A 23,668-nucleotide genomic window follows, 5' to 3' on the forward strand; every position below is an offset into this window, starting at 1 on the left:
CTTATACTCTAAACACAAAGGGTCTCCCGCATCAGATTGTGCGCGGAGACCCTTTGCCTATTCTATGCCCATCACGACGGCGCGTCGCCCTTCTTCCCCTCCAGCTCGGCCTCCTGCCGCTCCACGACGAGATCGTGGCGTTCCACGCTCGTGATCCGGTTCGCCTCGTCGACGAACACGACGCTCGGCTTGAGCTGCACCAGCTCCTCCTCGTTCACCATGCCCATGCTGAGCACGATGACAAGATCGCCCGGCTGGAACAGATGGGCCGGCGGACCGTTCAGGCACAGCTTGCCCGACCCTTCCGGCGCCGGGATCGCGTAGGTCTTCCAGCGAGTCGCGTTGCGAAGGCTCGTGATCTGCACCATCTCATACGGAAGAATGTTCGCCTCCCGCATTAGAAGCGAATCGATCGTGATGCTCCCTACATAGTCCAGCCGGGCCTCCGTCACGGTGGCCCGATGGAGCTTCCCCTTGCACATCCACCTCTGCACAGCGCCTCTCCCCTTCTTGGTTATCGCAACCCTACCCCATACTATGTAGCGCTCGCCCAAATGGGTTGGGCGTCTACCCTTCTATGGGACGCTTAGGTAGAGGCCGTCTCCCCTAACCCGGCCTTTGTGTATGTTGGAGAAAGACGATTCTCTGTCGACCCAAACCGACCAATTCCAACACGGAGGTTGAGCATGGACAGATTCCGGTTGCGATGTACCTGCTGTAACAAGGCGATCGCGTTTGAATTGAAAGGCCGCTGTACTTGCGGCGGTTCGCTGCTCGTGGAATACGACCTGGAGCAGGTGGCCGCCAAGCTCTCCCCGAACACGCTCCTGGGCCGCACTGCCTCCATGTGGCGCTACAAGGAGCTATTGCCGGTTCTGCATGAGCAATCGATCGTCTCGCTAGGGGAAGGCGGCACACCGCTCATCCGCATGCCCAGGTTGGAGCGGGAGCTCGAGGTCCGGCAGCTGTTCGTGAAGCGGGAGGAACAGAACCCGACCGGCAGCTTCAAGGCTCGCGGCTTCTCTTCCACGATCTCGCTCTTGCACGAGTACGGAGTGACGAAGGTGGCGGTGCCGTCCAACGGCAATGCCGCCTCGGCGATGGCCGCCTATGCGGCCCGTGCCGGCATGCAGGCCGTCGTCCTCGTTCCGAGAGATTGCCCGGGCATCATTATAGAAGAGTGCATGCGCTTCGGCGCCTTCACCTTCCAAGTCCGGGGGCTCATCCATGACGCGGGCGCGATTATCGAAGCCGGCAAGGCCGAGCAAGGCTGGTTCAATGCGGGGACGCTCCGCGAACCGGGACGCGTGGAGGGCAAGAAGACGATGGGGCTCGAGCTCGCCGAGCAGCTCGGGTGGCGCCTCCCCGATGTGATCGTCTATCCGACCGGAGGCGGCTCGGGCATCGTGGGGCTGTGGAAGGCGTTCCGGGAGCTGCACGAGCTCGGCTGGCTGCAGAGCGAGCTGCCGCGGCTCGTCAGCGTCCAGGAGCGGGGCTGCACCCCGATCGTCGACGCGCTGAGGAACGGCGACACCCAAGTGCAGCCGGCGCCGGAGCCGGTCAGCTCCAGCCCGACCGGGCTGCGCGTCCCGAATCCGCCCGACGGCAGTTTGATCGCGTCGATCCTCCGCAGAACCGGCGGCACCGCCGTATCCGTCACCGCCGAGCAGATCGCCGAGGCGCAGCGGCGCTTAGGGCTCGAAGGCCTCTCTTCCTCCCCGGAAGCCGCCGCGACGCTCGCAGGGGCGATTCAGCTGCGGGCGCAGGGTTGGATCCGACCGAAGGAGTCGGTCGTGTTGTTCCATACCGCGCACGCCGACAAGTACTTGCCGTGGAAGCCGTCTCCGGAGCCGCCAACGGTGGAAAATTACGAACAGCTGAAGCTGTGGCTCCCGTCCTGATCGATCGAAGCTCCCTCGGAGACCTCCCTCCCTGAGGGAGCTTTATAGTATAATGAGGCTATATTCTATTGCCAAAGGACGGCCCGCCGATGCACTTACTATCACGCTCACTGCCAAATTCGCTCTCAAGCTCACTCTCAAGCCCTCCCTCGGCTCAGCGCCAGCGCTCGAAGCTATGTTGAGTCAAGCCGATCTGACCTCCTTCCTCGAGCCGGTCCTGCTCTCGATTAAGATCAGCGTAATCGCCAGCGTCGCGGTGCTGCTCCTCGGCACCTCCGCCGCTTGGTGGATGACGCGGACGCGATGGTTCGGCAAGACGGTCGTCGAGACCGTCTTCATGCTGCCGCTCGTGCTCCCGCCCACCGTAGTCGGGTTCCTGCTGCTCGTCGCGCTCGGCAGACGCAGCTGGCTCGGCCGACTCGCGGAAGGCTGGTTCGACCGGACGATCATCTTCACCTGGTGGGCCGGTGTCATCGCCGCCGTCGTCGTCGCCTTTCCGCTCGTGTACCAGACGATGAAGAGCGGCCTCTCCTCCATCAATCCGGACTACGCGAACGCCGCACGGTCCAGCGGGGCCAGCGAATGGCAGGTGCTGCGCTGGATCACCTTGCCGCTCGCTGCACGGTCGCTCGTGTCCGCCTACATCCTCGGATTCGCGCGGGGACTGGGTGAATTCGGGGCTACCCTGATGGTGGCCGGGAACATCCCGGGCCGCACGCAGACGGTCCCTACCGCGATCTATGTCGCGGTGGAGTCCGGCGACATGAGCCAGGCCTGGAGCTGGACGGCCATGATCGTCCTGCTCTCCTTCGCCATGCTGTATATCGTCCGATCCCGCGCTTGAAATCTAGCAGGAGTCGGACTCGTCCGACATTGAATAGCCGACCTCCGTCTCCCGGGGTCGGCTTCTTTTGCGTCCAGCATTCTGGAATGAGAAACTATGAATCTCCCATCGTACGTTTAGAATCGCAATCCGGTGGCAATTCTAGTTACTAGCAAACCGAGTTTGCCATTCTAGCAACAATCGATAGGAGGCTCATCATGCTGCATCAGCTGTATCGTTGTTATGGAAAAAGTCGGATTCTCGTCCTCAGTCTTGCCGTCGCCATTCTCTTCTCGCTGGGAGCGGGCCGCGCTCTCGCCTACGAAGCGTTATTCACACACTCGGAAATTCCGGGCGGGTGCTGCGAAGAAGCCTATGCCGTACAGCCGGTCCCGATCCCGGTCCAGCCGGAACCTACAGCGGCTCCCCAGCCGATGAAATACCAGATCAATGCGGGCGATACGCTCTATAATATTGCCAGAACGTTCGACATCACCGTGGACGTCTTGACTGCGGTGAACCAGATCAAGGACCCGCGTTCGCTGAAAATCGGCCAGGAGCTGATCATCCCGAACAAATTCATCGACATCGAGCTGCCTTCCGGCACGGCACCCACCGTCAGCAAGGTGCTCGTGTCTACGCTCACCGCCTACACCGCCGGTATGGAGTCGACCGGCAAACGTCCGTCCGACCCAGGTTACGGCACGACTTATAGCGGCAGCAGCGCCACGGAAGGGCGCACGATCGCGGTCGATCCCGGGGTCATTCCGATCGGCACGAAGGTGTTCATCGACGGAATCGGAGTACGCACGGCCGAGGATATCGGATCCGCGATCCGAGGCGCTCGTATCGATGTGTTCATGAACGACTTGTCGCAAGCACGCCAATTCGGCATCAAGAAGAACGTACTGGTCTACGTACTGTCGGCCTAGCATGCGCCGCCCGGTCGAGCCGGAACAGCTCGAGGTCCGGAGAAGATCGGCCGTGTACGATCCGATCCGCGACCAGGTTGGAGCCGATCATGCTATAGACGGTCCCGTTCCCGCCATATCCGAGGAGGAAGAAGCATTGCGGATACCCGGGGCGCTCCCCGAACATCGGGAGCCCGTCGTGCGTACTGCCGAACGCAGCGGTCCAAGCATACTCGGCCTCCAGGTCCGGTATGGCCGGGAATAGCCGGCGCAGGGCCTCGAGCAGCACCTCCCGCTTGTGGGGCAGCATGATCTCCCGCTCTTCGGGAGATACGGTCCCTTCATCGAATCCGCCTATAACGATGCGATGATCGACCGTGGTACGGATGAAGAGATACGGCCGGGCCGTCTCCCAAAGGAGACAGCGCTCATGCCAGCCGGGAAACGCCGGCAGCGGCTTCGTGGCGATGGCGAATGAGCTGCTCATCACGGCGTTCGGATGGCGACGCTCTTCCTGTGCTTCATAGCCCGTCGCGTAGACCGCGTATTTCGCCCGGATGCGGTGTCTTCCCGCCTGGAATACCACGCGGTCATGCTGGACCCGGCAATCCGTAATTTCGGTATTCGTATACACGCGCAGTCCGCGGTCGTGGGCCGTATGGATCAGGGCATTCACCAGCTTGAACGGGTTCACCTCGGCGTCGCCCTGCGTATAGATCGCTCCGGGTTTCTCGAAGGAAAAGTGCCGGGCAATCCGGTCGCGATCCCAGAATTCCACGGGGAACCCGATCCCCCGCAGCGCTTCGTATTCGTCGCGCAGCTGCGGGACATCATCCGGGCAGCTCGCATAGTACAAGCTGGGCCGGCGCCGGAACTCCGGGCTGTACACCAGCTTGGCTGCGATCGCTTCCAGGTCGTCCACGGCTTGTCGGCACAGCGCGTAGAACCGGGCGCCGAATTCCTGGCCGAACGTATGCATGCACGCCGTCAGAGGCTTGTCGTTCGACATCTGCAGCAGCCCCGTATTGGCGGAACACGTACCGTGCGCCACCGGCCGCTTGTCGACGAGAATCGTATCGACGCCCTGCTCGTTCAGTTGATAGGAGACGAGCGATCCCGACTCCCCGCCCCCGATCACCAGCACCTCGCAATCCGCGTCCTTGTCCAAGGACGGGTATGTTCTCGCCTCTGGCAAGGTGGAGGGCCATAGAAATGTGCCAGTGCGCAAGTTCATCCCGGTTCGTCTTCCCTTCCGTCGTCTGTCGATAATGAGTCGATCTTAGAAGGGTTGCCCGAATTCGCCCACAATATCCTTGCCGTTCCTCCTACGATCCTGCTTAGGGATATTTCGGGTGAACAAGCCGGTCAGGAACCGATTCCCCGCCTATCTAGGCGTATAAAAGTTTTCCGTATAATAGATGTCCAGGCTGCCGCCGAAGTAAACGCCCACGCCCAGACGAAGCGTGTCGCCGAGAATCGCCTCGCGATGGCCCGTGAACGAGTTCATCCAGCCGCTGTGGGCGAAGATCGCGCTCCGCTGCCCGGCTGCGATGTTCTCGGCCGCCTTGCTGTACAGCACTTGATCCGCGCGCATGCGGGCGAACGGATCGAGACCCGCCAGATTCGTGTGGTCAAAATAGTCTTGTACCGCCATATCCTGACTATGCTTGCGCGCCGTTCCGGCGATTTTCTCGTCCCATGTGAACGCCCGTTTGCCGCGTCTCGTACGCTCCACATTCGCCAGATCGAGCAGCTCCCGCTCGTAGGCGGTCCTCAGCTCTTCGCTGCCGGTGCCGTAGAAGTCCGCTTTCGAGGACTCCGCATCTTTGCGAATAATTTGAATCGCCGTCAGCCGGTTCTCCTCATGCGCATCCAGGAAAAAGGTGACGTAATTGCCGTTCAGCTCATAGGTGGGCTCGGTATCGAGATTCGGCAAGCTGTAGCGCGTGTTTCCTTTCGTGAGTGTCTTCATCGGGTCGCCGTACGCGGCCTTCAAAGCCGCTTCCGCGCTCCCTGCCTGCAGCCCCGAATCCGTCGACCATGTCGCCGCGTTGGAATACAGCGCTACCACTTGGCCGTCCTGAATGCCGATCTGCGCATATTTCGAGTAATCCGAGTTGTAGATGTACCATTCGAACGCGTACTCGCTCTTGTCCTTGCGCTGCGGCTGCCCGAGCTTGGCGATGACGTCGCTCTCGAAATTGCCGATGGCGATGCCGCGCACCATATAAGGCGCCGGCTTCTTGATCAGCGGAGGCGCCGAGGACAAGGTCAGCTTCTTCTGCACTAGATTATGAATGAACTGCAAGGCCTCCGCCCGCGTCAGCGCATCCTGCTTGCTGAAGCCTTCGACCGTGGCGGACGTCTTGCCCTGGGCCAAGCCGCGCTGCAGCAGCAACCGGATCGCATCGTCCATCGCCAGCTGCTGCCCTTGCGTAGCGGCGATCAGCCGGGCGACTTCCCCCCGCGGATAAGTCTCGTTCGCCAGAACCGGCTCTACGGGCCAATTCTGCCCCTGCGCATAGGCGAAGTACGCGCCGTACCACGGAGTCAGCGTCTCCACATAGCTCGTACCCGCCACCGGGAAAGCCCGCAGCAGCATGGCGACGAACTCCGCCTCGGTCACAGGCTGGTCCGGATGGAAGCCCCCGTCCTCGTAACCGTTCACAATTCGCTGCGACACGCCCCATGCGATCGCATCGGTCGCCCAATGTCCCCTTGTATCGGAGAATCCGGCGTTTCCGGCCGCGTCCGACTCATATTTTCCCGCCAGCGCTGCCCCTGCCAACGAAGCGATTACAAGGCAGACCGCGAAGCATCCTTTTAGCGCTTTCCATTTGTTCTTCGGGTTCAACATGTCCGTCCCTCCTTTCCTACACTATTCGATTCCCGGGAGGGGTTACTGTCGGTACGAGACGTTGCTTACGGCTTCAATATCATGAAAATGAACAGCAGCGTTCCCATACTGGTAGCGACGTAGAACAAGTTGTTCACTTGGCGCAGCAGCTGCTTCGGCGCTTCGGGCAAAGTGTCTTGATGATGCTTATTGGCCGGGTCGGCCAGCCATTGGGCCAGCTTCTTGGCCGGAGGCGTGGCGAGGGCGATGACTACAATCTGGATCAGCACGTACAGGATAAGCGAGCCGAGGAGCCACAGCTGCGTGAAGGTGCCATACTCGCCAAGCCAGAACAGCAGTAGGCCGCTCAGGACGGCGATCGTCCCTCCGATCTTCGGGAAAAACTCCAGCAGGCCCGCGAGCTTGGCGGATTGCCGCAGTTCATTCACGGTTTGCTTCGGACGGTACAGCACGTGTGCGAAAAATGTCGGACCGACTCCGATAATGGCCGAAAGCACATGGATCAAGACTAAAAATTTCATTTCGAACGGCTCCTTTGCATCGTTTATGCAGGACCTTAGTCCTAATACAGCTCATATATATTCGCAAGAGGGAAGCATTTTCCTTCATTGGAACAAAAATTTTGGGGAATCTTATGGAAGTCTATATGCAAAGGAGGATGAGCAATAAATGCCAGAATCAATGAACCCTATTTCCGGGGAACCCGTGGAGATTGACGGTGTATATTCGAATGAATGGGGCCGGGAGCAATTTTACCGCCGCGGCGACGTATTCGATGCGGATCCGATGCTCGGCACGACGGCCTGGGAGCTGGTCCGCTATGAGGTCGACCGGACGACGAGCGAGACCGAGCATCCGCATATGAACCGGCTCGTGCCGGAGCACGCCGTCCTCGACTCCCCGAGACGCCATATCGACCGCGGGGATAAGTAACCGCTGGTGCCCGCTGCCGGGAGGGGCTAATCCCTTCCCCGGCAGCTTCATCCTGCAACATCTCCGCGGCCCCGCCCGTCTGATAGGGTGTACCTTATTATACTCGAGGGGGAGTAATGGAGATGAAGCGAACCCTGAGCGGACTCGTCGCTTTGCTCTTGATGACAACGGTTGCAGGATGCGGAACGAACGCCAAATCCGCCATCCCTCGTCCTTCTGTTCATTCGTCCGGCCCGGCTAGCCCCAGTCCCGGCGTCGAGGCGGTCAGCCCGATCGCTCCGGCCTACAACGCCTTTGGCCTGGAGCTGTATGCTCGACTCTCGGCGGCTAAACCCAAGGAGAATGTGTTCATCTCGCCCGCCAGCGTAGCGATCGCACTGTCGATGGTGCTAAACGGTGCCCAAGGCGCTACGCGTGAGGCGATGGCCAAGACGCTGCATCTCGACGTGTTGGACGCGGACACATGGAACCGCTCGGCAGCCGAGCTGCAGGACCGGCTGACGCATGCCGACCCGAAGGTCGAGCTGTCGATCGCGAATTCGATTTGGGCGAAGAACGAGAGAAGCTTGAAGTTCCAAGAAGCCTTCCTGAAGACGAACAAGGATTTCTACAAAGCGGAGACGGCATCCGTCGACTTCGGCGATCCGAAGACCGTCGACAAGATCAATAAGTGGGTCGACAAGCAGACGAAGGGCAAAATCGATTCGATCGTAAAAGCCCCCATGGACCCGAACGTCATCATGCTGCTGCTGAACGCGGTTTATTTTAAGGGGTCCTGGACGACAACGTTCAGCAAGGACGCTACACGCGACGCGGCCTTCACGCTAGCCGACGGAACCAAAAAGACTTATCCGTTCATGCAGAGGAGCGGATCGTTCGAGTATAAAAAAGCGGACGGGTACCAAGCCGTTCGGCTCCCTTACGGCGACGGCAATCTCGGTATGCTCATCCTGCTGCCGGACGAGGGGGCTAAGCTAGAGACATTCACGGAGCGCCTGGCGCGTGCCGGAGAGTGGGACCGGACGCTGGCCGACTGGAAGCCGCAGCAAGGCGAAGTGCTGCTGCCGCGCTTCAAGCTGGAGAGCGAGCTCGAGCTGAACGATGCGCTGAAATCGCTCGGGATGTCGATCGCGTTCGATGACCGTCAGGCTGATTTCAGCGGATTGCTGACCCCGCCCGTTCAGGCGTTCATCGGCGAAGTGAAGCACAAAACGTTCATTCAAGTCGATGAGAAAGGCACGGAAGCGGCGGCGGTCACCTCCGTCGGAGTCAAAACCTCCTCGGCGATGGTCCCGACCACGCCACCCTTCCGGATGGAGATGAACCGGCCCTTCCTGATCGCGATTCAGGATCGGTCAACCGGAGCGGTCCTGTTCGTCGGCTCGATCCAAGATCCCGTGCAAGGCTAAGAAACCCCACATTATAAAGTACGGCCCCCGATCCACATCGATCGGGGGCCGTCTATGCCCTACTCCTCGGAGCGGGAATTCTCCAGCTCGCTGATATACTCGTTCTCCCGGCCTTCTCCGGTCGGGTTGGAATTCTTGATCTGGCTCAGCCGGCCGTTGCGCAGCTCGCCGATCTCGTTCGTGTCCGGGGTTTGCTTATCGCCCGGCTGTGCGTCATGCATGCTGTTGTTGTATTTGTTTGACATTGTGCAGGCGCTCTCCTTTACCAAATTGGACATCAATGGGATTGCAGTCCAACGTAGTATGCGCTTGGAGGCGATAGCTATGCATATGTGACGGTTCTGGTTAGATCGGACGGAGCGCTACCGTCTCCTTCGTTTCCAGCTGGCGGATCATTTCGTACCAGGCTTCGGGCTTCCGCTCCAGGACGGCGTAGTACGTGCGCAAGAACTGAACGACGAGCGCCGCCGGCAGATCGGAGAGGTTCTCGTCGTAGGCGAGGAAGCACAAATCAAGCTCATGCACCCCTGTACCATCCTGCTGCCAGGAAGGGTGTACGTAAGGGAAGTCGAGACGCCGGTAGCCCAAGTGTGCGAGCACCTCCCGACGGACGAACGGATCCATCGGTTTTACGCCGCCGAATGCGTGTTCCCGGGCCAGATACGGGTTGTAGATCTCCGCGAACATGCCGATCAGCCGGCTCCCGCTTTGCTCGACGAGCTGGAACAAGTGCTTCTGGCGACGGCGCGCCAAGAATGGCCCGATCCCGAGCCCCTCCCGACCGATTATCGTAAAATCCGTCATCGCCACCTGCATGTCCGGATAATAGCGGTATTCGGTCGCTCCGACCACTTCTCCCTCGTGCACGGCTACGAACACTTGAATGCCGGGATCCTGCAGCGGCTCGGCCCAAGCGCTAGCTTCCAGCACTTCCTCCGCCGGGAACACTTGCCCCATGAGTCGATGCATCGCTTGAAAATACGGATCGTCGATCCCCGCTATTTTGATATACTCCATTTTCCCATCCACTCCTCTTCTAATTGTTGAATACTGCTCAAGCAGCCGCTTCGCGGTTCCGGTCCTTCGGCAGGAATATCGCCATGACGCCCAACAGCGGGAGATACGCGCACATCTTCATCATAAACGCAATGCTCGTCGCATCCGCAATCCAGCCAAGCACCGCCGACCCCAAGCCGCCCAGCCCGAACGCGAGCCCGAAAAACAGACCGGAGACAAGTCCGACCTTGCCGGGCAGCAGCTCCTGGGCGTAGACGACAATGATCGAGAACGCCGACGACAGCACGAACCCGGCACACACGCACATGATGCCCGAAACGACCAAGTTCGAGTACGGGAGCGCGATTGAGAACGGCGCGGTCCCCAGGATCGACAGCCAGATAATGGACCTGCGGCCGTATCGGTCGGCGAGCGGTCCGCCGAAGAACGTCCCGGCGGCCGAAGCGGCCAGGAAGGCGAACAGGAACCATTGCGAATGCTGCACGGACACCCCGTAGTCGCCGATCAAATAAAACGTGTAGAAGCTCGTAATGCTGGACATGTACACATGCTTCGAGAAGACGAGAAACACCAGAATGACCATCGCCCAGAAGATCCGGCTCCCTGACAAGCTGCTTGCCAAGGTCGAGCCGGCTTGGCGCGCACGTCCGGATGCCGCCGGTCGCGGCTGGGATAGCCGATTGCCGTACCAGCGTGCCACGTAGGCCTGAATCGCTATGGCAGCCGCTGCGGCGATCGTGAACCAGAGCACCCCGCCTTGCCCGATATGGACGAACAGGACGGCGGTCATAATCGGTCCGAGCGAGCTGCCGATGTTCCCGCCCACCTGGAAGATCGATTGGGCCAGCCCCCGCTGCGCTCCGGCGGCCAGGTAAGCTACGCGCGAGGACTCCGGGTGGAAGATGGCCGAGCCTACGCCCATCGCGGTCACCGCGAGCAGAATCGTCGCGAAGTTCGGCGCAAGCGCCAGCCCGACGACACCGGCCAGCGTGAAGACGACCCCGATCGGCAGGATAAGCGGACGGGGCTTCAGGTCGGACGACCAGCCTACGATCGGCTGCAGCACCGAAGCCGTCATGTTCATCGCGAAGGCGATGAGGCCGATCTGGCCGTATGTAAGCTGAAGCGAATCTTTGAGAATCGGAAACAAGGCCGATACGGTAGATTGCATCGTGTCGTTCAACAGGTGCACGATGCTGATTGCGAATAAGATCGGGAAGACGGTGGCCGCGGTGGACATCGTCTTCCTCTCGGCTCTCGCCATGCGGACTCCCCCTTGCTCTCATTCTAGCGATTATAGCACGCTAGGGGGGCAAGTCAAGATGAAACCCGAATTGTGGCGAAAACCCGACAACTGGCAGCAAAACCGGTGTCAGCAGCCTGCTCCAAGTGGAACGGCTACGCATCGGAGCGCTACAATAGGTTTATCGACAATAGCTATTGACATAGGGCTGTCAATTCAGGAAGGGGCATCTGCTCGTGAAAAGTGGTGGACACGCAGGGCATCAAATAACATCTCTCATGCTGCAGGAAGTGGAATCGTTCATCCGCGGCTGCTACACCGAGTTGGGCCGGCCGGGCGACATCCCCCGACGGCTCGCCGAGATCGAACGGCAGCTGCTCGCGACGGGCAGCTATGACCATACGTTCCAGGAGCTTGAGCACGGCGCCCGCCTGGCCTGGCGCAACAGCAACCGCTGTATCGGCCGTCTGTTCTGGAAGTCGCTGCAGGTGCTGGATTTCCGCGGGCTGGAGGAGGAGGACGCGATCTTCGAGGCGCTGCTCCGGCATATCCGGCAAGCTACCAATCGGGGCAAAATCGTGCCGACCATAAGCGTGTTCTCTCCTGCGCTCCCGGGCAAACCTTCGATTCGGCTATGGAACCATCAGCTGCTTCGCTACGCCGGATATTTGGGTTCGGACGGCCGGGTAGTCGGCGACCGGGCCTCCGTCCGTCTGACGCAGGCGGCGGAGCGGCTCGGTTGGCGCGGGCGCGGAACGGCCTTCGACCTGCTGCCGCTGATCATTCAGGTCGGGGACGGGCCGCCGCACTGGTTCGAGCTGCCGGCGGATGCCGCGCTGGAGGTGCCGATCCGCCACCCCGAATTCGGCTGGTTCGAGGACCTCCATCTGCAGTGGTACGCCGTCCCGATCATCTGCGACATGCAGCTCGAGATAGGCGGCCTCGCGTATCCCTGCGCCCCGTTCAACGGCTGGTACATGGAGACGGAGATCGGAGCTCGCAACCTCGCCGACGCAGGCCGCTACGACATGCTGGCGACCGTCGCCTCCCGAATGGGACTCGACACGGGCACGAACGTCTCTCTGTGGAAGGACAAGGCGCTGGTCGAGCTGAACGTCGCCGTGCTGCATTCGTTCAAGGAAGCCGGCGTCAGCATCGTCGACCACCACACGGCCGCGGAGCAGTTCCAGCTGTTCGACCGGTTGGAGACGAGCGCGGGCCGCCGGGTGACCGGCGACTGGAGCTGGCTCATCCCGCCTGTCTCCCCGGCGACGACCGGGATCTGGCACCAGTCTTACGCGAACGAGCTGGTGAAGCCGAACTTTCTTGCGCTGCCGGTACCCTATTAGCCGTGCGTAACTATGCTCGCATGCACTGCAGTTCGATTTTGCAATGGCAAAATCGAACTGCAATCGTCTTCTATTCCGGGAGATAGCCCTTCGTCCTCAACGCGGCAGCCGATTCCGTCAAGGACTCGCTCGTCTTCACTTCAATCACGACCGACCAATTCTCCTTCCGGGCCAGCGCCAGCCGGTCGTCTATGGGGACGATTCCCGTGTAAAGCGGCTGATGATCCGATTTTCCGTTGTAATCGTGCAGATGCATGTGACGGATACGGGACGGGTACAGACGCGTGAAGGTCGATTCTTCCACAAACCCGGCTTTTGCGTCATGGCCGACATCCCACGTCAGGGCGAAGCGCTGGAACCCGCTTAACAGCTCCAGTGTTTTGCGAACAAATGGCATGTGGAAGTTTCCCGTATTCTCGATACAGAGCTCCACCCGATACGCCTCCGCCCACTTATACAGCTCCGTATAAGCCTCGTGCAGCAATTCGGTGTATAAGGTTTCATACTGCTCGTGTATCCATACTTTTTGATGCGGCAATGTAAAGTAGATTCCCGGGTTGAGGTGCATGTTCAGCGTCCGGATGCCCGCTGCGCTCGCCCATTCCATCGTTTGCCGGCAGCGTTCCAAGTGTCCTCTCCGGATGGAAGGGTGGCAGGAGGCCACGTCGAGCTCTTCCGGAAGATGCACAATAAAGTCTACTCTGTACTTTTCCTTGTACCCTCTCAATTGTTCCGCGCTTAGTTGTTCAGGGATGCATATAGGCAGGTTCATATTTAACTCGATAAAGTCCAGCCCAAGCGCATTGCACAACCTCACGTTTTCCTCAATCGATCTATATTCTACTAGAGTGGGCATTCCGAGCTTCATCCGTCATCCTCGATTCGTAGAGTTTCGTCCTTAAATAGCCCCATGCTATAATCAGTGAAATTATACTAAAATCGTCATGGGCTAGGGGATGCCGATCATGCAAGAAAATGCGAAAGAATTTGCGGAAATGATCTACTTTGTTCCTGAAGCATTTGCCAAAGAGGGGGGAATGTGGCTGCTTCGGGCCGGCCGCAACATAGCGAAGCCCGAGTATCAAGTAGGACCCATCATGTTCCAATATCACAACTTTCACTTCGTCATGGAAGGCAAGGTCGAATTAACTTTCGGCGGGCAGCAGGTTGCCCTGGTCAAAGGCGACGTATTTTGCATGTATCCGGGAATCCCTTACCAATACCGATACCTTCCGGATGACAAGCGGCTCCGGATGATCTGGATTTCATTCGACGGTCCCCAAGTCCCGGCGTCTATGGCCACGGCCGGTTTTCGCCCGACCGCCCCTTACCTTAGGCAAGTCATGACGAAGGAATTGCAGCATACGCTCGAGCAAGTGTTTGTCCCCCCGACGGATGGGTTCAAGCGCCATTTGGAGCATCAAGCTTCGTTGTACCGCATGTTCAGCCACTTGATGCCCGAGGACGAAGCTTCCGTATCCCACGAGGGTCCCGACTACTGGATACCGCGAAGCATTAATTATATGAACACGCACTATATGGAACACATCTCCGTCCAAGACGTGGCCGACTTCGCTTCCGTGCACCGGGGCTATTTTTCCAAAGTATTTACGCAAAAGGTTGGAATGAGCCCCGTGCGCTATTTGGAGAGGTTAAAGATGGAGAAAGCGATGGAGCTGCTGCAATCGGCAACGTATTCGATCAGCGAGATAGGCATGACTCTTGGCTATCCAGACCCCTACACATTCACGCGCGCATTCAGCAGGTATTCCGGGATGCCGCCGGGAAAATGGCGAAAAACACATGGCGGACAGCAGCCTTGACGATTTACTGCTGCTCATTCGGATGGCGGACCGTTAGACACCAGCCAGTGACTGGCCTGCAAGATCGCCTAGCCTAAAAGCGTTCACGATGGACCTCACTTCCAGGGCGGGATCGAACGGAAAGTTCTTCAGCCATGTGCCTGACAAAGTTAACCCCAGAATGGTGTTCGGATCGCCCAGCATGTTATGGCGGATCTCGAAGGGACTGCCGTCTAAGGCCTCGACATAGCCGAGGTGTCGATCATCCCTCGAGTTGGTATGGAGATGAAACTCAGGCGTCAGCCACACATCTTCACTTACGAGGGTTAGATTGCCTCGGCCCAGCGCCGGTATAAGCCGCCTCAAGTCGGGGAGCAGGGAAGGAAGGCAGCGAATCCATTCCGGGCGGGTTACCCTGCTGCGAGCAATGAACGAGACCCTCCACTCTTCCTTCCAATAAGTGGGCCGGCACATGACCTGTAGTTCACCAAGATTGTTCGCCGACAACACATGATTGGCTGTGCATTCCCCCTCAACTCCGTTGAATATGACGTGTAGTACGGACTTTTCAAAAGGATTGCGCTCCCGGATGAAGGAATGTTGGGCGAGCTTCCCATGAACCGTAGCATCGATGACCCTTGGAGCTTCGATACGGGAATATCCCGTTTTGGTGGCGATTTCGAGTCCTGTCACCGCACGCCCCTCCACTTCTACACGTGAGGGCCAGGCATGGAACAAAACCTGAATCCGATGCTGCTCGGCCATATCGTCGAATGCGATCGCAGCAACGCTGGGATCGATTTCTCGATGATGAAACCAGCCTTGGCGCCGTTGAAGACAACGCAAAAACGTATCGATCGAAGGGGACTCGCCTGTATACCGAGACAACGCGACCCGTTGATTGCGACCGCGCACGATCTCCCGTCCCAGTGTCCCGGAAGGTTCGATGAGGACGACGCTCCTTCCTTGTCGGGCCAAAGCAAGCGCTGCCGCTACTCCGGCAATTCCGCCTCCCGCTACTATGGCATCATAGGCTTGTGCCACTTTTACTTCCCTCCTTTTATTGGCTTCAACCGTGCGAGCAATGTGGCCGCCGCGACGCGAACATAACCCCGGTCATCTTGGCAAGCCTGCTGCAAGAGACTCCGACCCTCTCCGCCGAGCATCTCCAGTAAATAAAAGCTTGTTACATCGATGCTCCACTTGATGGATCTTGTGTATGGGGTGGCCGGGATGGACACGCCCGAGCCGTGCAAGGTGTAATCGTTTCCGATTTCGGAGTCGGAAATGACGGATCGAATGAGCAGCTGTGCGCGTTGCTTCTGGCTGTCGTTCAATTGCCCCGAGATCGAAATCAAGTAGTGCAGAAAGAGCAAAAGCGTCGTGCTGCTCCGTTCGGCAGGCAACAACTGAAGAACATCCTCGACCACCGAAGCGTCACCCATCCGGCGCAGCAAGACGAGGGCGGACATCCAGCTTTCCATTGTGCGGTCGAGCTCGTTCGGCTTATCCTGGGCTCCGCTCCTAAACGTCTCCACGAGGCAAGGGACACTATCCGGGTGCTTCAGCAAGCCAAGAGCGAATGCGATTCCGCGCTGAATTCGACCTGTTGCCAACCGGGATGCGTCCAATAGAGGAGGGATGGACGATTCGCCGAAGTGCCACAACCACCAAAGCGCAGTCGGTTCTTCCTCGGTCCCCAAATACCGGATGATCGCTTGAATGTCCTCGACTTGAGCTCCATTCCGGATCACCCGCTGACGATCGTCGCCCGTCTCTCCGGCAAACGTCAACCAGGGGGAGCTTTCTCTGGTTAAGTCCGCTTCATTTAACACCCCTCTGGCGATCAGTTTCCGCTGCAGGAGATGGACATCAACTTGCCTCGAGGGTACCTCCTGGTTAACGCTCATCGCGGCCGCCACTCCCGCTACCTCGCCGAGCTTCTGCATATCCCGCTGCATGCGGAATAAGTTCCCGCAATCATGATCCTGCGATAATGCGCGGCACCCGATTAATAACCCGTCCACCGTCTCGGGAAGCAGACATCGATAAGGCACATCTCCGCCGAACAAAAACTTCCATTTGCCCAGAACGCCGATCCAAATCTGCGACAAGTCGCTTTCATTCGCGTAATCATAGGCGTGATTCTCGTGATGGGCATAACATCGCATTACAACGTCATCGAAGCGTTTGTCCAGCAATAGATCGTCTTGTCGCAAGATGTACGCTCCGGTGATTCGGCGCCCTTCCCTTACCCCAAGCTGTGGACCGAGGACCAGGAAGTGCGTGTTCTCGGGAGTTTCCGATCCTCTCCACGCATATCGTCGCCCCATACGATAGGCCCGGGATACATCCGCACAATCCGTGACATCTATCCATCCTAAATCATAGTTTTTGTATCGCAGCACATGCTTCTCGTTCACAAAGCGTGGAATTAATGAATACGCATGCTGACATCCGTCCCACTCTCTTCCCAGCGTGTACGAAGCACCGGCGAGAAATGCCGCATCCCCGTCTCCCGTACAATCAATCGTCACAGCGGCTTCGATCGTTATACGGTCTTGCTCGCTTTCCACTATCGCGCCTACGACTTTGGTGCCATCCAGCAGCACTTCCGCTACCGTCGCTTCATATACGACCCGGATTCCTAATTGGGCCATTTTTTGTTCGATAACCGCTCCCTTGGCCTCAGGGTGGAGTCCAATCGCTTTGCCTCCCCAACGTTTGTTCAAATCGTGCGTCAGCTCGTCGAGCTCATCCTGGATGCCACCGGGGCTGCCGTAATAGTAGGCGTGTATACCGGCCCGAACGCCGACGCCTCCCAGTGCGCTATCCCTCTCTACTAGGGTTACTTGCACGCCTTCCTCCGCTGCGGCAATGGCTGCCGTAACGCCGGAAGTTCCTCCGCCTACTACCAAAACGTCTGTGCGCAGTTTTACCATTTTCGTCTTTCCTCACCACTCATCAAATTTTGAAAACCTGCTGCATGGCTTACGACTCGCTACCTCTAATTTATATGAGCCCCCGACGATGAAACAATGTTAGGCGGTCACTTGTTTTTGTCATTTTGTCGCTACTGCGTATTGGAGCTGGCGGTTGTCCTTTTGGTATAAAATGGGCAAGGTTTCTGTGATTTGTATTATATTCAGGTGATTGTTTCCATTTCTATAATGAAACTGGATAAGTCTCCTTGTCGATAGAGGGCAGGCGTCTTGTACTGCGGTTGCAAGGGAGGTGTTGGATGGATTCCTACAAGTGCCGGATGCTTGAAACGAAAGGATAGGATGCCTAATGATCACATCCTGGTTGACCAGATGCAGAATGCTCCTGCTGCTCATCGCTGCGATTGGCATGGGCGGCGGAGGGCTGCCGCAATCGGCTGAAGCGCATTACTCCTCGATCGGTTATTCGGACATTACGGTAGACGGCCGCTCGATCCGATTCGATCTCTATTTGCCTGCGGATCTTATGGGGCAGCTAATCGAGCTGGATCTGAACCGAAACGGTAGCTTGGAGAACGACGAGGCGATTGCCAGCAAGGAGATGCTGCGAGAATATGCATCGGATTACTTGAAAGTAACCGGCGGCGATACCGTAGGAAAGCCTGTGGTGACAGAGGCGAGCTTCGTCGAGCGAGGGAGTCACCTTATGCTGCGCATTCTGCTGGACTACATTTTCTCTGAGCCGGTAACGGCCTATGCAATCGAGTACAAAGTTTTCTACGACGGATTTGATCCCGGCCACCAGAACATCGCCCTCCTGACCGCCGAAGGGAAACAGAGGGAAATCGTGTTCGATCAAACTAAACAAACCTTCAGAGCAACCGTAACTCCATCCGGCGCCACTAATAAGGTGCCCGTCTCTGTGCCCTCCTGGGTGCTGACCGGCTGGACATACGTCAAGATGGGAATCGAGCATATCCTGTCCGGTTACGATCACTTGCTATTCTTATTGGGCATTCTGCTCGCAGGCGGGACCTTGAAGCGGTACGTGAAGCTTTTGACGGCGTTTACGGTGGGGCACAGCCTTACGCTTGCGCTCTCGGTGACGGAAATCCTCACGGTTCCCATCGGGATCGTAGAGCCGTTGATTGCAGTAAGCCTTGTTTATATAGCTATAGAGAACGTCTGGAAACGGTCCATGGAATGGCGCCCGGTCATTACCCTGCTGTTCGGGCTCGTACACGGACTCGGATTTGCCGATCTGTTGCGCGGGAAGCTGGGGGCGGATTTGTCCCTTCCGCTAATTTCCTTCAACGTGGGCGTGGAATTGGGTCAATTGCTTGTAGTCCTGTTGATCGTTCCCATTCTAGGATTTCTGCGGGCCAGACAGCTTCAATCCCCTGTGAATTGGAGTCTATCCGGAGCGATCGCGCTCTTCGGCACCTATTGGTTTTTTGAACGGATCCTATAACCTAAGGAGGTTCATCAGGTGAATAAAAAAACGATGGTATGGCTGCTCGTAGCTTCGCTGCTCTTCAGTACGATCATGGTGTCCCTGTCCCTCCCGACGCAGGCGGCGGACGATCCAGACCCCAACCTGGCGCGCGGCAAAACCGTGACGGCCTCCAGTTCACTGGAGGCTGCCGCCGGCTGGGGACTGGCCAAAGCGACGGACGGGATCCGGGGCAACGGCACCAAATCCTACGGCTGGACCAGTGACTCGGATCTTACGAGCAATCACAAGGAATGGATCACCATCGATCTGGGGGCTGCGACCCGCATCGGGAGAGTCGACCTCTACCCGCGGGAGATCAGCCCGGGCGTAGCCTACGATTCCTTCCCCATAGACATGAACATCCAGGTCTCCGTAGACGGTGCGACCTGGATGACGGTACGGGAAATAAACGGTTATGGACAGCCGGGGATGGAAGCGCAGCGGTTCTCCTTCCAGCCCGTCGACGCCAGATATGTCAAGATCGAAGGAACGAGCCTCAGGTTCGCCGTAAGCGAGAGCAAATACCGGATGCAGCTCTCGGAGGTCGAGGTGTATCGGACGCCTGCGCCGGACAAGCCGGTGAACGGCATACACGAGTCCGGGGAGCTGAAGGTGCAGGTTCATCATGCCTCCGGCACCCCGGTGGACGTGAGCTTCTACCGGCGGAATACGGTGCCTGTCGCCGATCTAACGTCAAGCGGCAGCACGGGCTTCGATAACAAAACAGCGTCGGGGGTGCCAAGCGGCAATGGGCAAGGGGCGGGAGATACCGCCTTCTCCTCGTCCGCCATAGCCGGCATGGCGGCGCCGGACGGCGACTACTACACGACCCAGGCGCTGAACGCTCCTTATCAACGGTACGACCTGCATATCAATGAGGACATCAGTGGCTTGAGCGAGCTGAACGTCACTTGGAAGGGCAAGACCGATCAAGTCACCACGTTATATGCATGGGACTATATTTCCGGCGCCTGGACGGCGCTTAATGCCCGGACGGGAGACGGTCAGAGCGATTTCATCGTGAAGGGCAAGCTTGTTCCTGCGAGGATGGTCAAGGATCAGACGGCCAAGCTGATGGTTGGCCTCTCGCAGAAGAACGTTACGGAGCCGGGAAAATTGCCTGGGGAGAGCGAATACGACTTCTCCTTCGTCTGGATGACCGACACGCAATATTACAGCAAAAACTACCCGGCCATCTATGACACCATGTCGCAGTGGATCGTCGACAATCAGTCCGCGAAGAAGATCCAGTATGTGCTCCATACCGGCGACATCGTCGATTCCTGGAATGACGAAGTGCAGTGGCAGCGGGCCAACGCCAGCATGAAGATCCTGGATGATGCCTCTGTGCCATATGGAGTCGTATCCGGCAATCACGACGTGAATCATGAGGCCAATGAGTATGTCAACTACTGGAGATATTTCGGTCGCGACCGGTACGAGGGCAAGCCGTGGTACGGCGGGGACAAGGATAATAATCGGCACCACTACGATCTGATCTCGGCGGGAGGCATGGACTTCGTCATCCTCTACCTCGGGGTGTATGGCACGATCGACACCGATACCGTCACATGGGCCAATCAAGTCCTTCAGCAATACAAGGACCGGTACGCTATCGTCGGGACCCATGCTTATATCGATCCGAGCGGGAAGTACGGGGTGAACGGGAAGGACATCATGGAGAAGATCGTAGCCCCCAACGAAAATGTGTTTCTCACGGTAAGCGGCCACTATCACGGGGCATTCTACAACGTAAAGCGGATCAACGGTCGTGTCGTCTATGAGGTGCTGTCCGATTATCAAGGCGGGCCGCTTGGCGGGCAGGGCTACTTGCGCCTGTTGCAATTCGACGCCGCTAGCAAGCGCATGTATATGAACACATACTCGCCCTATATGAACGATTATAATTTCTTCGAAGACCGACTGGAGCAGGCAACCTTCCCGTTGAACCTGGCCAAGGGAGAGATCGCGCTCGCGACCGACTATATTGGGATTCATAAAATTGAGACGGTCCCCATCGGGACCGTGCAGGCTGTTCCTGGCAACTCTACGGCTACGATTCCCATCCAAGGCATCGGCGACAACCAGGACGGGTGGTATGCGTCAGCCACGGACGCGAGCGGGAATTCCGCGGCATCCGCGGTATTCCCCTTCGATCCCGGCTCGATGCCGGATGATCGGGTGCCGCCTGCTACTTCCGTCCAGCTTATGCCTTACTATCAAACGCCGGTGTTTACCCCGCCTCCTTTCGAACCGGTAGGGCCGTGGACCAACTTTGCCAAGAGCAGGAAGGTGCTGGCGTCCAGCGATGTGGCCAAGTGGGGCTGGTCGAAGGAGGCCGCCGTGGACGGCTCCAGGGATTCCATCAACGCTATGGGCTGGACCAGCTACAACGACATCAAGAACAATCACACCGAGTGGATCACCGTGGATATGGGCAATGTCCGCGATATCAATCTCGTCGAGCTCTATCCGAGAAACGATGCGGGCAATCTGGGAGTCGGATTTCCCAAAGACTTCACCATCCAGGTCTCCAAGGACAATGCGAACTGGACCACGGTCGTCGAAGAGACCGGCTATCACCAACCGACCGGGGGAGAGAGCTTCTCGTTCCCGAGGACAGCAGCAAGGTTCGTGAAGATAACCGGTACGGACTTACGGCAGGACTCCAACCATAATTATCACATGCAGCTGGCGGAGATTGAAATCTATGGCCGCGAAGCGGGAGCGCCTCAAAACCCTCCTTCCACGGGCAGCTCTCCGCTCTGGCACGGTTGGTTCTCGCCGGTGAGGGCGACGCTGACGGCTGCCGATGCGATGTCGGGTCTCGCGGGCATCCAGGTCAGCCGGGACAATGGAGCGACATGGAGCCCGTATACCGGATCGCTCATGATCTCGGAGGAAGGCGTGAATCCGATCTGGTACCGGAGCGTAGACCAGTCCGGGAATATCGAACCGCCCAAGAAGCTGGATGTGAAAATCGATCGAACGGCACCTGTGACCGTCTCTCAGCCGAGCGGAGGCAGCTGGTCCAATCAGGACGAGTGGGTTCACCTGACGGCGACCGATAATTTGTCCGGTGCCGAAACCCGGTACAGCCTGGATGGCGGAGCGACCTGGGTGTATTACTCCATTCCGTTCCCCGTTGAGGAGGAAGGGATCAGTCGTATCCAGTACCAGGCGATAGACAATGCGGGTAACATCGAGCCGATCCGGACGTTGGATGTGAAGATCGACCGGACGGTGCCGGAAATTCAAGTGAAGCTAGATCAATATGAGCTATGGCCGGCCAATCATAAGATGGTGACGGTGCATGCGTCCGTGTATGCTTCGGATGCCTTGTCTGGAATCGCCTCGTGGCAGTTGACCTCCATCGCTAGCAATGAGCCGGATAATGGAACAGACGATGGCGACACAACAGACGATATTCAAAACGCAGCCTTCGGAACGCCCGACACGGTATTCGATCTTCGGGCGGAACGGTCTGGCCAAGGCAACGGCAGGGTATATACGATCACGTATACGGCCACCGATCTTGCCGGGAATACCAAGCAGGCCACGGTGGAAGTAAAGGTTCCCTTGAACCGGGATGGAACATAGGAAGAGAACAACGCAGAAGCCCTGTCCATCGACAGGGCTTCTTCACATAGATTCCTTAATCGGCAAATAAAGCTTCACAATGGAGTCCCGCTCCAGACTGGCACCCTCCACTGGATGATACTCCGCATACCAGAGACGCTCCTCATCGATCCGATAGGTCCGGTTGGCGTCCACCCAACGATGAAGAAGGGTCAGGAACCCAATCAAGGACCCGTACGTTCCCGTCACCATGCAGGCATACAGCCCCGAGGCAACCTTGCGGCAGGCAGCCCCTTCCCTGCAGGAGGGTGGAGGCAAGCCGCCGAGAATGCCGTTCTCCCACCAGTAGTCGGCATCCTCCGACATTCCGTACGAAAAAGCGATGTAATAACGGCAGCCCCACGACCGATAGTCCGTCCCGTGATGTTTGTACCAAGCGATGAGCCCCGCTTCGGCTTCAGCCTGGGCCCGCTTGCCCGAGCTGCGGAAGCATAAAGCTTCCTGAGCCGGCACGCTCACTACTTCGATCCGTTCCTGCCGATTCTGGCGCTCGACCGGCATATACAGATTCATCCGGATCGGCTCGCCCTCGTAGCTTACGAACTCTTCCAGGTACGGTTGCGTCCCGCGCTGGAACCGGCTGGCAGGGAGCCATTCGGCCAACAGCCGATTCCAGGTCTCGATGACCGTCGCCGGGTGAGCCGTACTCGTTTTGCGCACCGCGTACAGGCCCCCGGGAAATTCCTCCTCCTGAAAACCCCAGCTCGCGTCAGGACGCTCTGTACCGAAGAGCAGCATCTTGTACCCATATTGGGGGCGGCCGTCGACCGGAGGAAGGTCCACATTGTACCCGAACAGCCGGTACTGGGAAATCGGGGCTTCCATGGAACGAATCATAAAGGTTACCTTCCGAAAAGCCTCTTCCTCCAATCCTTCTTCCCTCCCGGCAATGTGCACATAGCTGAACATCGGTTGCGGCCACATCCGGATCACCCTGACATCCGGGAACCGTTCCGTCTGCTCCCGTTCCTCCGCGTATTGGACCCGCTCCCGCATTTGAATCGGCTCGAAGCTGAAGAACAAGTCCGCCTCGCGGTAAGCGGTCGGGGTCATCCCGACGATCCGCTTGAACACTTTGGCGAAGACGGAATAGGAGTCGAAGCCGCAGGCGACGGCTACGTCCCCGACGGGAATCGACGAATAACGGAGATGGTCGGCCGCCGCGCTGATCCGCCGTTTGCGCACGTATTCCTTCACGGGATGACCGGTCAGCGCATAGAACATCCGATACAGATGGGCTTGGGACAGATGGGCTTGCTCCGCGATCCAGGCAAGCTCCATCTCTTCGAAAAGATGCGACTCGATATAATCGATTGCCAGTTGAACGGAATCTCTATACGTCATCGC

The 23,668-nt window shown here is 58.2% G+C and carries 20 protein-coding genes; 9 read left to right on the top strand and 11 right to left on the bottom strand.

All coding sequences use genetic code 11. From position 1 onward, the window contains the following. Positions 1-71: 71 nt before the first annotated feature. Complete coding sequence (panD, locus tag ACI5FR_RS01045; protein ID WP_405449121.1) at positions 72-494, bottom strand: aspartate 1-decarboxylase; 423 nt, start codon at positions 492-494, stop codon at positions 72-74. Positions 495-686: 192 nt separating this feature from the next. Here panD and ACI5FR_RS01050 point away from each other — a divergent pair, with 192 nt between their 5' ends. From ACI5FR_RS01050 to ACI5FR_RS01060, 3 genes are all read left to right on the top strand, one after another. After that, a complete protein-coding gene (locus tag ACI5FR_RS01050; RefSeq protein ID WP_405449124.1) occupies positions 687-1,901 on the top strand; it encodes a threonine synthase in 1,215 nt (404 codons plus the stop codon). A 175-nt stretch (positions 1,902-2,076) separates the two neighbouring features. Beyond that, positions 2,077-2,745 (top strand): molybdate ABC transporter permease subunit, encoded by a 669-nt coding sequence (gene modB / locus ACI5FR_RS01055; RefSeq protein WP_405449794.1) that lies wholly within the window; start codon positions 2,077-2,079, stop codon positions 2,743-2,745. A 197-nt stretch (positions 2,746-2,942) separates the two neighbouring features. After that, the gene (locus ACI5FR_RS01060; RefSeq protein WP_405449127.1) at positions 2,943-3,656 is read left to right on the top strand and encodes a 3D domain-containing protein; all 714 of its coding nucleotides are present in this window, start codon (positions 2,943-2,945) and stop codon (positions 3,654-3,656) included. On the opposite strand, the gene ACI5FR_RS01065 is transcribed toward ACI5FR_RS01060, so the two are convergent. The 3 genes from ACI5FR_RS01065 to ACI5FR_RS01075 form a co-directional block, all read right to left on the bottom strand. Then, complete coding sequence (locus tag ACI5FR_RS01065; protein WP_405449130.1) at positions 3,619-4,869, bottom strand: NAD(P)/FAD-dependent oxidoreductase; 1,251 nt, start codon at positions 4,867-4,869, stop codon at positions 3,619-3,621. The genes ACI5FR_RS01060 and ACI5FR_RS01065 overlap by 38 nt on opposite strands. 150 nt (positions 4,870-5,019) lie before the next feature. After that, positions 5,020-6,492 carry a CAP-associated domain-containing protein gene (locus tag ACI5FR_RS01070; protein ID WP_405449133.1) on the bottom strand — a complete coding sequence of 491 codons (1,473 nt, stop codon included), beginning with the start codon at positions 6,490-6,492 and terminating at the stop codon, positions 5,020-5,022. A 65-nt stretch (positions 6,493-6,557) separates the two neighbouring features. Beyond that, entirely contained in the window at positions 6,558-7,013 is a 456-nt protein-coding gene (locus ACI5FR_RS01075; RefSeq protein WP_405449135.1) for a DUF2269 family protein, read from the bottom strand. Positions 7,014-7,161: 148 nt separating this feature from the next. On the opposite strand from ACI5FR_RS01075, the gene ACI5FR_RS01080 reads away from it, so the two are divergent. After that, complete coding sequence (locus tag ACI5FR_RS01080; RefSeq protein WP_405449138.1) at positions 7,162-7,425, top strand: transposase; 264 nt, start codon at positions 7,162-7,164, stop codon at positions 7,423-7,425. A 122-nt stretch (positions 7,426-7,547) separates the two neighbouring features. Continuing rightward, positions 7,548-8,834 carry a serpin family protein gene (locus ACI5FR_RS01085; protein WP_405449140.1) on the top strand — a complete coding sequence of 429 codons (1,287 nt, stop codon included), beginning with the start codon at positions 7,548-7,550 and terminating at the stop codon, positions 8,832-8,834. Positions 8,835-8,893: 59 nt separating this feature from the next. Here ACI5FR_RS01085 and ACI5FR_RS01090 read toward each other — a convergent pair whose 3' ends face one another. From ACI5FR_RS01090 to ACI5FR_RS01100, 3 genes are all read right to left on the bottom strand, one after another. Beyond that, a complete protein-coding gene (locus ACI5FR_RS01090; protein WP_405449143.1) occupies positions 8,894-9,079 on the bottom strand; it encodes a hypothetical protein in 186 nt (61 codons plus the stop codon). 100 nt (positions 9,080-9,179) lie between these two features. Then, on the bottom strand, positions 9,180-9,851 hold the full coding sequence (locus ACI5FR_RS01095; RefSeq protein ID WP_405449146.1) for a GNAT family N-acetyltransferase: 672 nt from the start codon (positions 9,849-9,851) through the stop codon (positions 9,180-9,182). A gap of 37 nt (positions 9,852-9,888) precedes the next feature. Next, positions 9,889-11,115, bottom strand: coding sequence for an MFS transporter (locus tag ACI5FR_RS01100; RefSeq protein WP_405449149.1), 1,227 nt, complete (start codon positions 11,113-11,115; stop codon positions 9,889-9,891). A 257-nt stretch (positions 11,116-11,372) separates the two neighbouring features. Between ACI5FR_RS01100 and ACI5FR_RS01105 the strand changes: the two genes are divergently transcribed. Continuing rightward, complete coding sequence (locus tag ACI5FR_RS01105) at positions 11,373-12,443, top strand: nitric oxide synthase oxygenase (protein ID WP_405449796.1); 1,071 nt, start codon at positions 11,373-11,375, stop codon at positions 12,441-12,443. A 70-nt stretch (positions 12,444-12,513) separates the two neighbouring features. Here the strand turns inward: ACI5FR_RS01105 and ACI5FR_RS01110 are convergent, their stop codons facing one another. Next, entirely contained in the window at positions 12,514-13,311 is a 798-nt protein-coding gene (locus ACI5FR_RS01110) for a sugar phosphate isomerase/epimerase family protein (protein WP_405449152.1), read from the bottom strand. Between the two features lie 97 nt (positions 13,312-13,408). Here ACI5FR_RS01110 and ACI5FR_RS01115 point away from each other — a divergent pair, with 97 nt between their 5' ends. Continuing rightward, positions 13,409-14,266, top strand: a complete 858-nt coding sequence (locus ACI5FR_RS01115; RefSeq protein ID WP_405449154.1) for an AraC family transcriptional regulator — start codon at positions 13,409-13,411, stop codon at positions 14,264-14,266. A 33-nt stretch (positions 14,267-14,299) separates the two neighbouring features. On the opposite strand, the gene ACI5FR_RS01120 is transcribed toward ACI5FR_RS01115, so the two are convergent. Together ACI5FR_RS01120 and ACI5FR_RS01125 are read right to left on the bottom strand one after the other, a co-directional pair. Beyond that, positions 14,300-15,289, bottom strand: a complete 990-nt coding sequence (locus ACI5FR_RS01120) for an FAD-dependent oxidoreductase (protein WP_405449157.1) — start codon at positions 15,287-15,289, stop codon at positions 14,300-14,302. Between the two features lie 2 nt (positions 15,290-15,291). Continuing rightward, entirely contained in the window at positions 15,292-17,187 is a 1,896-nt protein-coding gene (locus ACI5FR_RS01125) for an FAD-dependent oxidoreductase (protein WP_405449160.1), read from the bottom strand. A gap of 349 nt (positions 17,188-17,536) precedes the next feature. Here ACI5FR_RS01125 and ACI5FR_RS01130 point away from each other — a divergent pair, with 349 nt between their 5' ends. After that, positions 17,537-18,658 (top strand): HupE/UreJ family protein, encoded by a 1,122-nt coding sequence (locus tag ACI5FR_RS01130; protein ID WP_405449163.1) that lies wholly within the window; start codon positions 17,537-17,539, stop codon positions 18,656-18,658. Between the two features lie 18 nt (positions 18,659-18,676). After that, positions 18,677-22,282 carry a discoidin domain-containing protein gene (locus ACI5FR_RS01135; RefSeq protein WP_405449166.1) on the top strand — a complete coding sequence of 1,202 codons (3,606 nt, stop codon included), beginning with the start codon at positions 18,677-18,679 and terminating at the stop codon, positions 22,280-22,282. Positions 22,283-22,324: 42 nt separating this feature from the next. Here ACI5FR_RS01135 and ACI5FR_RS01140 read toward each other — a convergent pair whose 3' ends face one another. Next, a complete protein-coding gene (locus tag ACI5FR_RS01140; protein ID WP_405449168.1) occupies positions 22,325-23,665 on the bottom strand; it encodes a helix-turn-helix domain-containing protein in 1,341 nt (446 codons plus the stop codon). Positions 23,666-23,668: the final 3 nt, after the last annotated feature.

Origin of the sequence: Paenibacillus sp. HJGM_3 (genome assembly GCF_045062745.1) — a bacterium.
Taxonomy (GTDB): Bacteria; Bacillota; Bacilli; order Paenibacillales; family NBRC-103111; genus Paenibacillus_AA.